Raw genomic sequence first — 12801 nt, forward strand, 5'->3', positions numbered from 1 at the left:
TTTTAGGAGGTATTATGAAAAAGAAACTGCTTAGTTTCTGTTTTGTAATTTGTCTTTTAATAATTAGTGGATGTTCAAAAAAAGAGGTGAAAGATGACAGACCTGTTGTCTACACCTCTTTTTATCCTATTCACGAACTTGTTAGTCAAGTTGCAGGCGACACTGTAGAAATTAAATCTTTTATGCCGTTAGATAAAGACCCTCATTTTTGGGAACCTAGTCCTAAAAATATGAGAGAACTTGCCAATGCCGATTTGCTTATCGTAAATGGTGCTAATATGGAAAAATGGCTAGATCAAGTCTCTGAAAATCTACCTGATTTAGATGTATTAGTGCTTTCTGAATCTGTTAATTTGATAACTTACAAGGGAGCTGCTGCTATGGGAGATTTTCAATATATGGGTCATTCTCAAATGCAATCCGGACAAGAATATAGGATTGAATTTGGACATACTCACGAAAATAATATGCGTGTAGCTTTTTTCAAAAAAGGCAATGAAACAAATGCTGAATTAATAAAAAAAGGTAAAAAAATTATGGAACAGAAAGGTGAAATAGTTCATCAAAGGTCACAAATCAATATTGAAGATTCTAAAGTCTACACTATTGAAATGGGCCATGAGAGTGGACTTGTAACTTATAAGTTGCCAACTGATGGTGACTGGGTATTTGTATCAGACCGTATTTCGGAAAATATATTGTCTTATGATTTATTGGATTCAAATAAAGAAAAGCTAAATGAAGAAGTTGTACTTGCCGGTTCAAGTTCATCTCTTGATAAAATCACTTATGACCCACATTCTTGGATGTCGGTTGTAAATGCAAAGAAATATTTAAATGCTATTTTTGATAAATTATCTGAAAAATATCCTGAAAATCAAAGGTTGTATAAAAAGAATAAACTAAAAACTGTAGATGCACTAACTGATTTAGAGTTTGAGTTTAAAGAAAAATTTAAAAATAAAAAAAATGATCACTTCCTTACTGCACACAATGCGTATGGATATATTGCGAGAGACTTCGACTTAGTTCAATTTGCGTTGTCAGATTTAGTAAGTTCTGAGTCTCCAAGTTTAAAGACTATAAGAACTGCAATCAATTTTGCAAACACTTATGGAATAGACACAATTTTTTATGAATATGGCGGCGATTCAAAGAGCGCCAAGTCCCTTGCAGAAGAAGTACATGGAAAAGCAGAAGGTCTTGTTTCAATGGAATTCGCTTCTAATATCGATGATCTGGAAAATAAAGATTATGTCTCTCTTATGAGGATGAATCTTGAAAAAATATATGAAGCTGTTAAATAAAATAAGGAGGAAATTTTGAATATTGTAGAAATAAAAAATCTTTCTTTTTCTTACGGACATGACATTGTCCTAAATAATTTAAATTTAAACATTAAAGATGGTGGATTAAATATAATTCTAGGAGAGAACGGCTCAGGTAAATCAACCCTACTAAAACTAATCTTGGGAGAATTAAAAGTCAATTCAGGAAGTATAAAACTTTTTGGAGAGGACATATCTAAATTTAAAAACTTTGAAAAGATAGGTTATGTACCTCAAATACAAGTAGCAAACCAGATGGCTTTCCCTGTTACCTGCCTTGAACTAGTGGTTTTAAATTTGTATCGAGATTTTGGAAAAGTTAAAATTCCAAAAGATGAACAACTTAGAAGAGCTAAAGAAATACTAATCAAGATGGGACTTGAAAAACAAATAAACACTCCCCTAAATGAACTATCAGGGGGGTTAAAACAGAGAGCCATGATAGCAAGAGCTTTGATAAATAATCCTGAACTCTTAATCTTAGATGAGCCGACAGCCGGAATTGACGTTAAAAGTAAAGAGCAATTTATAAATATTCTCTCTTCAATGCAAAAAGACAACATCACTATTATGTTGGTAACTCATGAAATGGAATTTATTGAAGAAAATTTAAAAGAATATGAAATTTTCAATCTTAAAGGAGGTTCAGTATGTTAGCTTATGATTTTATGAGAAAAGCCTTAATCGCCGGCTTTATGCTTTCAATCATGATTCCTTTAATTGGAGTTGTAATGGTTAATAGAAAGACTTCAATGGTTGGAGATGCACTGTCTCACACTTCTTTAGCAGGTGTCGCAGTTGGACTTATAATGGGATTTGACCCTGTTATCGGAGCTATTATAGCTTGTATAGTCTCAGCTTTTTCAATTGAAAAAATAAGAAAGAAGTTTCCGCAGTACGGAGATATGGCAACAGCTGTAATCATGAGCACGGGTCTCGGTTTAGCTGCTTTGCTTTCAAACTTCGCCCCCGGTGGAAATACTTTTGAATCCTACCTTTTCGGTAGTATCTCATCAGTTACAACTATCGACCTTATAAATGTGGGCATTGTCTTTATAATAGTTGTTGCATTTTCAGTAATTTATTATGGAGCACTACTTGATATTTCAATTGATTTAAACCTTGCAAGACTTTCAGGAGTAAATATAAAACTTATCAACAATGTATTTACACTACTTACAGCCATAACAGTTGCTCTTGCTTGTAAAATAGTTGGCGCACTACTTGTTGCTTCACTACTTGTGTTGCCGGTTGCAACGTCTCTATTAATATGTAGATCCTACAAACAAACTTTAAAACTAAGTATCATACTGGGAGTGATATATATGTTCTTTGGAATTTGTATGTCATATTGGTTCGACGTAAAACCCGGTGGAGCAATAGTTATAAATGCTGTAATTGGTATGTTAATACTTTTCAGTTTAAATAAAATAAAAAAGAGAAAGAGAATTTAAAAAATAGCAGTGTTGAAATTAACTCAGCACTGCTATTTTCTTTATGTTTTAATTATTACATATAAAAAGCAAGTATTTCAACTTGCCCTTTACTTATCATATATGAGATTTAACTTCTGCTATTCTCTCCTCAAGAGTTTTTAAAATAGCTTCATAACTTTCCAACTTATCTCTTTCTTCTTGTACCAATTTTTCAGGAGCCTTGCTTACAAACTTTTCATTTGCCAGTTTTGAACTAGCTCTTTTTATTTCAGAAATAGTCTTTTCCCTTTCATTGTTAAGTCTTTCATACTCTTTGTTGTAATCCACCAAGTCGTTAAGTGGTAAAAATATTTCTGCACCGTCAACAACTATAGACACATTTTCAGAAGTCATTTCAAAACTTTCATCTTCCACAGAAACACTTTCTGAATAAGCTAAGTTTAACAAATGTCCCTTGTTTTCTTCAACAGCACGTCTAGCATCTTGATTCAAAACTTTAATCACTGTTTGAGATTTGTTTTTATTTTCTATATTCATCTCTTGGCGCCTATTTCTGATAAGTCTGATTATATCTTTTATATACTCAATATCTTTTTCTTCAGTTTTAAACTTCAATGACTCTTCAACTACAGGCCAACTTTCCACAATCAACGCACCATTTTCGCTTGGAATGTGGTCCCAAATTTCCTCTGTGATGTATGGCATAAATGGGTGAAGTAATTTTAAAATTCCCTTTAATACATAGATTAAAGTTGCCTTAGCAGCCTTCTTAGTTTCTTCATCTTCTCCATACAATCTTGGTTTTACCATTTCAATGTACCAATCGCAGAAGTCAGACCAAATGAAATCATATATGTCATTTGCCGCAAGTCCTATGTCGTACTTGTCAATCTTAGTTGTCAAAGACTCAACAGTTTCCATATACTTAGTCAAAATCCACTTATCTTCATTTCTTAAATTTTCAAGTTTTAATTCAAAATCTCTGTCTTCAAAATTCATAAATACAAATCTTGTAGCATTCCAAAGTTTATTTGCAAAATTTCTGTTTGCTTCAACTCTTTCAGTGTAGAAACGCATATCATTTCCAGGAGTATTGCCTGAAATAAGTGTAAATCTAAGAGCGTCTGCACCATAATCAGCGATTAACTCAAGTGGGTCGATACCATTCCCCAAAGATTTACTCATCTTACGACCAAGTGAATCTCTTACAAGACCTGTCAAGAATACATCTTTGAAAGGAACTTCTCCCATTTGTTCGATTGATGAGAATACCATTCTAACTACCCAGAAGAATATTATGTCATATCCTGTAACAAGTACATCAGTAGGATAGAAGTAGTCAAGATCAGGTGTCTTATCCGGCCATCCAAGAGTTGAGAAAGGCCAAAGAGCTGATGAGAACCAAGTGTCTAGAGTATCTTCATCCCTTCTGAAAGTCTTTCCTTCATATCCTTCTTTGCCGGTTGGATCCTCTCTGCTAACTACTATCTCATCAGTTTCATTGCAATAGTAAACAGGAAGTCTGTGTCCCCACCAAAGTTGTCTTGAAATATTCCAATCTCTTATATTTTCAAGCCAGTGTTCATAAACTTTTCCAAATCTCTCCGGAATAAAATCAACCTCTCCATTTCTGTAAGCTTCAAGAGCCGGTTTAGCAAGAGGTTCCATCTTTACAAACCATTGCTTTGAAAGCATGGGCTCGATAACTGTTCCACATCTTTCACAATGTCCAACAGCACTGTCGTGTTCCTTTGCCCCAACGTATAGTCCAAGAGCATCAAAATCTTCTATTATCTTCTTACGAGCTTCAGAAGTTGTAAGCCCACAATATTTCCCGGCATTTTCATTTAAAACAGCCTTTTCGTCAAACACTATAAGTTGACCAAGACCATGTCTTTCTCCTACACCAAAGTCGTTAGGGTCGTGAGATGGAGTGATTTTTACACAACCTGTTCCAAAATCTTTTTCTACATATTCATCTGCGATTATAGGAATAGCTTTATTGTCCATTATTGGCAATAAGACATTCTTTCCAATTAAATCCTTATATCTTTCATCTTCAGGGTGCACTGCAACAGCAAGGTCTCCAGGAATAGTTTCAGGTCTTGTTGTAGCAACTTCTATACTTCCTGAACCATCTTCCAAAGGATATCTAAAGTGGTAGATATGTCTATGCTCATCAACGTGTTCAACCTCTGCATCTGAAATTGAAGTCCCACAATTTGGACACCAATTTATAATTCTGTCCCCTCTGTATATAAGTCCTTTTTCATAAAGCCTTATAAAAACTTCTTCAACAGCCTTAGAAAGTTGATCATCTAATGTAAATCTCTCTCTTGACCAGTCACAAGAAACCCCCAATTTTTTCAATTGGTTCTTTATATTTCCGCCATACTCGTGAGTCCAATCCCAAGTTTCTTCTAAGAATTTTTCTCTGCCAATATCTTCCTTAGCTATTCCTTGAGCCCTAAGCTTCTGTACAACCTTAGCTTCAGTAGAAATACTCGCATGGTCGGTACCCGGTAACCAAAGTGCCGAATAACCTTGCATTCTCTTAGTACGAGTTAAAATATCTTGTATTGTGTTGTTAAGGGCATGACCCATGTGAAGATTCCCGGTTACATTTGGCGGTGGCATCATTATTGTAAAAGGCTTTTTATTTTCATCAACTTCTGCCCTAAAATGATTATTTGACATCCAAAAATCATATATTCTATCTTCAAACTCCTTAGGATTATAATTCTTTGATAACTCTTTCATTTTTCCCCCTATATTCAATCTTACTCTGCCTTTGGCACTATTTTAAACTTCTTAATTTTAATAATAAAAAAGACCCCTCATCTCTAAGGACGAAGGGCCGTGGTACCACCTTAATTTCTGAATAAATCAGCTCAAATAATATATCGGTTATAACCGCTGCATAGCAGTGCAAAAAAGCAACCTTCACTACTTTCAAATGACACCTTCCACCGGCCGATGCCTCTCTAAAATTCTACGATAGCTACTCCTCTTTTTTATAGCAAATATTAAATTATTCCCATTATATTAATTAAAGCTCATAAAGTCAACTGCTCTTGAATAAAAAAGTTAATTCTTACAATACTATTAAATCTACACTATTATTATCACATAATAAAACTAATGTTTATTAATTTGTTGAATACCTATTTGTTTTGTTATTTACTTATCTTATTTGCTAATTTGTCTTATTGTGTGGTACAGGTATCCTCACACTGCCTTGTTAATGCTGACCATACATCTTTATTAACTTCTCTACTTTTTCTTCAAGTTCTGCTATGAAACCGTCATTTTCTATAATAACGTCTGACATAGCCTTTTTAGTTTCAACACTGATTTGTGAATTTATTTTCTTAACCGCAATTTCTCTTGTTATGTTATCTCTATTCATAAGCCTCTTTATCTGAGTAGCTTTTTTAACATAGACCAACCAAATTTCATCTGCTTTAAATGAATATTCCACCATCTTATCTTTTAGTTCAAAATACAACGGCATATCCACGAATAACACTTCGTCTTTACTCTCTTGAATTTTTGCATTTATTTCTTTAAAAATCTCTCTGTGCATTATTTTATTTAAGATTTCTAATTTTTCTTTATTATTAAATACATAATCCGAAAGAGCTGGTCTATTTACTTTCCCCTTTAGCAAAAATTCATCTCCAAAGTTTTCTCTAATCTTTTCTGCTATAAATTCTTTTTTCAAAACTTCGTGAGCTATTTCATCTGCATCTATAACTTGAAAACCGTGTTTTCTTATTATTTCTGTAACAGCACTCTTACCCGTTGCGATTGAACCGGTTATAACTATGACCTTACTTCGTGTCATAAAGGCTATCTCCAACTTTCATATCTATCTTCAACGCCACCTTCATATTAACTGCATTTTCCATAAGTTCGTGCATGATTTTTTTCACTTCTTCAATTTCTTCTTCAACTGCATCAACTATCAATTCATCGTGAATTTGAAGTATCAGTTTGGAATTCATATTCTTTTCCCTAAGCGTTTTATAAACTTTGACCATTGCAATTTTTATTATGTCTGCTGCTGAACCTTGTATTGGTGTATTGATTGCTATACGCTCCCCAAATTGACGTATATTGAAATTCTTTGCTGATAACTCCGGAATATATCTTCTTCTGTTTAAAATTGTTTTGACATACCCTTTCTCTTTTGCAATTTCTACTTCATCCGTCATGAATTTTTTAATACCTTTAAAATTTTCCAAATAGTTATCTATATATATTTTCGCCGTCTTTCTTGGAATATTTAAATTTCTTGAAAGTCCATAATCTGAAATACCATAAACTATACCAAAGTTTACTGCCTTGGCTTGTGATCTCATAAGTGAAGTCACTTCTTCAAGAGGAACTTCAAACACTTCAGAAGCCGTTTTTCTATGAATATCGACATCATTTTCAAAAGCCGATATCATATTTTCGTCTTCTGTTATAGAAGCTAGAACTCTAAGTTCTATTTGTGAATAGTCTGCATCAACTAGTGAACAACCTTCTGAAGCCAAAAAAGCTTTTCTAATAAGCCTGCCTTCTTCAGTTTTTATAGGTATGTTTTGAAGATTTGGATCTTGTGATGAAATTCGCCCTGTGCTCGCAACAGTTTGATTGAAGTGGGAGTGAATTCTGCCGGTTTTAGGGTTCACTATCTCTTTTAGTCCATCCACATAAGTTGATTTGAGCTTTGTCAATTTTCTATACTCCAAGATATTGCCGACTATCTCCCCTTCATCTATCAGCTTTTCCAAAACTTCTGCTGATGTCGAGTAGCCTGTCTTTGTCTTCTTTATGACTTGAAACCCAAGTTTTTCAAACAATATAACTCCAAGTTGTTTTGGTGAGCTTATATTAAATTCTTCTCCGGCTTGTTCATATATCAACCTTTCAAGTTTTTCTACCCTCTCGTTTAAATCGGCACCTATCTCATCAAATACTGTTGTCTCAGTTTTTATTCCTATAAGTTCCATAGAAGCCAATACTTCAACTAATGGCAATTCAACATTTCTATATAACTCTTCCATTTCTTGTTCTCTGAGTAGCTCAACTTGTCTATCTCTAAGTTTATATACTGCACTCAAATAAAAAGCTGCATATTTATTTAAATCATCATCAGATAGTTCTGAATATTTTTTCTTTTTCACGCCTTTTCCAAGTAATTCTTCTTCATCTTTATATCCAACACCGAAGTGTTCACTTGAAATATTTGAAATATCATAATCCGATTTAGTTGAATTTAAAAGATATTCAGCTATTTGAGTATCGTGAGTGAAATTATTTATATTTATTCCCTCACTCATCAAAACCATGATGTCTTCTTTTAAATCATGACCTATTTTTTCTATTTCTTCAGACTCAAAAACTTCTTTAAATTCAGCCAAATTTTCTATGCCTTGGTATATCACAACGGGTTTTTCCTTAACTTTTATTGCAAATCTGCAAGGTTTAATACCTTCATAAATTTTTCCATCCGTTATAAACCTAAAGGCAAAAGATTTTTCATTTTTTATTTCTTCTATTAAATCTTTATAAACAATATCTCTTACTTTAAATACACTCTCTGAAACTTCCACAACCTCTGCCTTTTGAAATCCTTCCGGCAATCTCTTTAGTAATGTGTAGAATTCATATTCTCTATATAAGTCAGATAACTCTTGTAGATTGTATTCTCTTAGCTTTAATTCATCTAATTCAGTTTCTATAGGCACATTTCTAACAATTGTTCCAAGTTTTTTAGACATAAAAGCTTGAGCCTTATTGTCTTCTAATTTTTCCTTTTGTTTTTTCGCTGTGATTTCATCTATATGGTCATATAGGTTCTCAATTGTTCCAAATTCATGTATCAACTTAAGTCCCGTCTTTTCACCTATTCCCGGCACTCCCGGAATATTGTCCGAACTGTCTCCCATAAGTCCTTTTAAATCTATAAATTGATCAGGTGTTAACCCATAATCTTCTTGTAAACTCTCAACTGTTACAAGGTCCATTTCAGTAATTCCCTTTCTTGTCAAAAGTACACTGGTGTCCTTGCCGACCAATTGATAGTAGTCCTTATCTCCTGTAAGTAGTACAGATTCCATACCGACTTCTGAAGCTAATTTAGAAATTGTCCCTGCTATATCATCAGCTTCGTACACCGGAGATTCTAAAACTATAATGTTCATAAGTTTTAATACATCTCTTACAATTGGAAACTGTTGTTCCAACTCATTTGGAGTCTTTTGGCGAGTGCCCTTATAATCTTTGTATATATCCGAACGGAAAGTCTTTCCCTTCATATCAAAACAAACCACAGCATGAGTAGGCTTTATCCTATCGATAGCATTTTCCACCATCTGTATAAAACCGTACAGTGCATTTGTATAAATTCCCTTTTTAGTTTTTAACAACGGCAATGCATAAAAAGCTCTAAAGAAGAGCGACGAACCATCTATAATCAAAATTTTTTCCATAAAATCACATCCTTATAACTATTATACATTATATTTACAACTAATTTCACAATGATAATTAAAAAAGAACCTAATTATAGGTCCATTTTGAGTTTTATTTAATTGTCATTGCAAAATAAAATATACTCTAATAGTTTCGACTTGATTTAATATATAAAATGTTGTAAAATAATTAGGTAATATGCCGGAGTGATGGAATTGGCAGACGTACCAGACTCAAAATCTGGCGGTGGCAACACCGTGCGGGTTCAAGTCCCGCCTCCGGCACCATTTATATACTCTCATAAAAGCTTAAAAGTTTTTGTGAGAGTTTTTTATTTGCTTTTATGTGTTTGTAAGACATTGTTTGTCGAAATTATTGTCGATTTGCGGACGGGCCTATACTTTTTTACTATTTATATCTTTTATTTGTTGATTTTATTTTGATTCTTTATTTTTCTTGTAATCACGTGCCGCCCGTACATTTTTTGAAATTGTTGGTTATATTGATGTTTTTTATATCTTTGCAGCAAAAAAACATGGCTTCCCACGCTTTTTTATAAAATTTGTAATTTGCTTTCTTTTACTATATACATCATCAACCAAACTATTCCAATGCCAAGCGCTATGTGACCTAATCCGGCTATTCCTGAGAACATATTTTGGTTAAATAGTTCTGCATTTCCCCCTATTACTTGATATATTCCCTTTATCCACATCATCACTATTGTAAGAACTAATCCTGCGCTCCAAAGTTTTATCGGCATTTTTATTTTTTTGTAGTCAACATTTTTTATTCTGCTTATCAAAAGATACAATATTATTCCAAATACAAAACCCAAAATTAATGTGTGTGTATGAATTACTGAAAGCATTGTTTTTCCTTTAAATGCGAAAATTTTTGTAAATTCCCTAAAAAACACTCCTGCACTCAAACCAAATATCAATGTTATTAGCGCTGTTTCTAAGATATCTGCTGTTTTAAATTGTGTTTTGTAGTGTTTGTAGGCTACATACACGAGCATAAAGTAAGCCACGGTCTTTGGCATCATTAACATTCCAACAATCGCATATTTATCAGCAAATAGCACCACCGGTACATAGAAAATAAATGACAGTGCAATTAAGATTGAGTATTTTCTAAACAGTCCTTTTTCATTATATGATATTGCTATTAATATAATTCCCATAATTGTAAACGGTATGTTTCTAATGATATTCCAAGTTAAGTTTGGGTCGCTGGTTCCCCATTTGTTTTGAGGGAGTACTGTTAAAATTATTCTTACTATTGTAAGCAAATATATTGTACAATCGAGCATTTTGTTTTCTTTGTGATTCTCTTTTTTGTAGTGTTTATAATACAGTAGATAAAATATCGTCATGGTTATTGAAGTTATCATTTTGCCCCATGAGAGTATTGATGCAAATTGTTCCATTCCATTTTGTGTCATGTGTGCCATAATTCTCGGTACCAAGTGGAATGAGTCCCCAAGTCCTAGAACTACCCCCATTACTCCAAATGTTTTTGCACTTTTATCTTCTAGTAATAATAATTTTATTCCTATTGATATCACTAAAACTAGATATAGTGCATCAAATATTGATTCAAATAGTCCTGCCATTTTTAATTCCTCCAAATATCCAACTGCATTGGATGTCATATTTTTCTATAAATGTGTCTTTATCCCAGTTTTCGCTAAATGCTCTCCTAACCAAGTCATGCACAATTGCCTTTATGAACATTATTTTTTCTTCCCTTGTACTCTTTAGTGATTTTGTCATTTCCTTTGTCTTATATTTTGTATATTCTCTTTCTAAGTGTTCTGTCCAGTAGAGATACTTATATTTATACAAATTATAGTTTTCCGGGTTGAAAATTTCTTCGCTTATTTCACGTCCAAATTGTTGAAGTGCTTTTTCATGGTCGTAGTTATTTTTCTTTAATAAGCTTGAAAAAAGTTTGTGTGAGTCCACTATATATTTTTCTAATATCAAAAAATATGCTTCTTCTAAATTTTCAAAATATTGGTAGAAACTTCCCCTTGGAATATTTGCTTTTTGTATTATATTTGCTATTCGAGCTTTATTAAATGGTTTTTGCAAAAATTCTTCACGAATTGCATTTAATATCGACTGTTTTTTCTCTTCTGACAAATTAAAAAAAGTGTCCTTCATTTTTTGCCCTTTCTTTATAAATTTATAAGAATTTTTATTATGACACCCTGTCATGTTTTGATTGTATATGACGCTATGTCGCTTGTCAATTGTTTTTATATTATTTTATAAATTTTTGATTTTAAAACTTTGATTAAAAAAGTATTCGCAATGCAAAGATATGATAGCAGCTGTAATAGTAAGTGCCGATATTGATTTGTCTGCTTTGTTTTAAAGGTTTACACCGTGTGAAAATACTTTTGATTATTATCTTTTTGGTAGTATCCCAAGTTACATCTATCCAACTTATTTTAAGCTTTTCTCTGTAATAATTTGTTTGTGATTAAACTCATTTTACAAGTTGCTTCCTATTTCTTTATCAAATATATATTATCATCTAAAATAATAATATAAATCTTTAAATTTCACACCTTTATTTTAAACGACATTCTTTCTAATATTTCTCAACATAAATAAACTTACTATTATTTCTATTATCATAAGAACAACTATTATTGTATCAATAATAGGATAAACCTTGCCTATTCCGCTTAAAGATATATAATCCCAAAGGCCATGATAAACTACAATTAACCATATATTTTTTATATTTTTATAACTGAGAGAAAGAAATATACCTGCAATAAAGGTGGTTATTAATTGTGTAATAACACTTGCAGGGCTTAACCCTCCCAAGATATTAACCGCATGTAGCAAAGAAAAAGTCAATGATGATATAAAAACAGCTTTTGTAATTCCCCTTTTTTCTGCTGCATTTGAAAAAATAACTCCTCTATAGATAAGTTCTTCATTTAGTCCAACTAATAATGCTCCTATTAATGGAATAAAAAATGATTTAGATAGCTCAAATTTCTGCACTATTGTAAATAAACTTATTAACATAACAGGAACAAAAAGCAACATAAAAGCTGTATATCTCGGCCTATATTCATCTATCTTTTTCTTACATTTTTTATAACAAATTATAGAAAATATGGCCAATATTATTAAAAAAGGCATAAAGGTATTGATAAAATTTGAATCCAAATAAGATACATCTTTAAAATTTTTGCATATAAAAATACCTATCCCCATGATAATTGTGTAAATTATCGCTATACTATAAAATCTCTTCATGTTTGTGATGTTTAATAAAACTAAACATTTACCTCCCTTTCAACATTCATATTTTTAAAAATTTCCTACTATTTTAATCTTCTTATAAAAATAGCATACAATACCGGTTCACAAGACATCTGTCACCACATTCCCAATGATAATCAGTAATTAAAGACAATAAATCATTTTGGTCTTCTAATATTACCTTTCCTATACTCATAAATAAACTTTTGAGATTACAACAGATTAAATAATATTTGTAAAACCCTGGTTAAATAAAGAACTCACAGCCCAGTGAACATA

Annotated in this window: 9 protein-coding genes, 1 tRNA gene and 1 other annotated feature; of the genes, 4 read left to right on the forward strand and 6 right to left on the reverse strand. The window is 32.3% G+C overall.

Annotation, left to right across the window (positions count from 1 at the left end):
- The first annotated feature begins 14 nt into the window (after positions 1 to 14).
- From DYE58_RS01395 to DYE58_RS01405, 3 genes are read left to right on the forward strand one after another with little or no spacing between them, the layout of a single operon-like run.
- Positions 15 to 1307, forward strand: a complete 1293-nt coding sequence (locus DYE58_RS01395; protein ID WP_115311941.1) for a metal ABC transporter substrate-binding protein — start codon at positions 15 to 17, stop codon at positions 1305 to 1307.
- 15 nt (positions 1308 to 1322) lie between these two features.
- Positions 1323 to 1985, forward strand: coding sequence for a metal ABC transporter ATP-binding protein (locus tag DYE58_RS01400; protein WP_004822620.1), 663 nt, complete (start codon positions 1323 to 1325; stop codon positions 1983 to 1985).
- A complete protein-coding gene (locus DYE58_RS01405; protein ID WP_004822618.1) occupies positions 1979 to 2782 on the forward strand; it encodes a metal ABC transporter permease in 804 nt (267 codons plus the stop codon). Before DYE58_RS01400 ends, DYE58_RS01405 begins: the two co-directional genes overlap by 7 nt.
- Positions 2783 to 2878: 96 nt before the next feature.
- Here the strand turns inward: DYE58_RS01405 and DYE58_RS01410 are convergent, their stop codons facing one another.
- The 3 genes from DYE58_RS01410 to polA form a co-directional block, all read right to left on the reverse strand.
- Complete coding sequence (locus tag DYE58_RS01410; RefSeq protein ID WP_040552938.1) at positions 2879 to 5524, reverse strand: valine--tRNA ligase; 2646 nt, start codon at positions 5522 to 5524, stop codon at positions 2879 to 2881.
- 82 nt (positions 5525 to 5606) lie between these two features.
- Positions 5607 to 5791, reverse strand: a binding site (T-box leader).
- Between the two features lie 214 nt (positions 5792 to 6005).
- Positions 6006 to 6611 (reverse strand): dephospho-CoA kinase, encoded by a 606-nt coding sequence (coaE, locus tag DYE58_RS01415; protein ID WP_004822615.1) that lies wholly within the window; start codon positions 6609 to 6611, stop codon positions 6006 to 6008.
- Complete coding sequence (gene polA / locus DYE58_RS01420) at positions 6598 to 9246, reverse strand: DNA polymerase I (protein WP_004822613.1); 2649 nt, start codon at positions 9244 to 9246, stop codon at positions 6598 to 6600. Before polA ends, coaE begins: the two co-directional genes overlap by 14 nt.
- A 183-nt stretch (positions 9247 to 9429) precedes the next feature.
- Between polA and DYE58_RS01425 the strand changes: the two genes are divergently transcribed.
- Positions 9430 to 9516: transfer RNA gene (locus tag DYE58_RS01425), tRNA-Leu, on the forward strand.
- Positions 9517 to 9782: 266 nt separating this feature from the next.
- Here DYE58_RS01425 and DYE58_RS01430 read toward each other — a convergent pair.
- The 3 genes from DYE58_RS01430 to DYE58_RS01440 form a co-directional block, all read right to left on the reverse strand.
- Positions 9783 to 10847, reverse strand: a complete 1065-nt coding sequence (locus tag DYE58_RS01430) for a DUF2871 domain-containing protein (protein WP_004822611.1) — start codon at positions 10845 to 10847, stop codon at positions 9783 to 9785.
- Entirely contained in the window at positions 10831 to 11400 is a 570-nt protein-coding gene (locus tag DYE58_RS01435; protein WP_172463309.1) for a TetR/AcrR family transcriptional regulator, read from the reverse strand. The genes DYE58_RS01430 and DYE58_RS01435 overlap by 17 nt, the downstream gene beginning before the upstream one ends.
- Before the next feature lie 417 nt (positions 11401 to 11817).
- Positions 11818 to 12516, reverse strand: a complete 699-nt coding sequence (locus DYE58_RS01440) for a CPBP family intramembrane glutamic endopeptidase (RefSeq protein ID WP_040552936.1) — start codon at positions 12514 to 12516, stop codon at positions 11818 to 11820.
- Between the last annotated feature and the right edge of the window lie 285 nt (positions 12517 to 12801).

Source organism: Peptoniphilus indolicus (genome assembly GCF_900454665.1).
Taxonomy (GTDB): domain Bacteria; phylum Bacillota; class Clostridia; order Tissierellales; family Peptoniphilaceae; genus Peptoniphilus; species Peptoniphilus indolicus.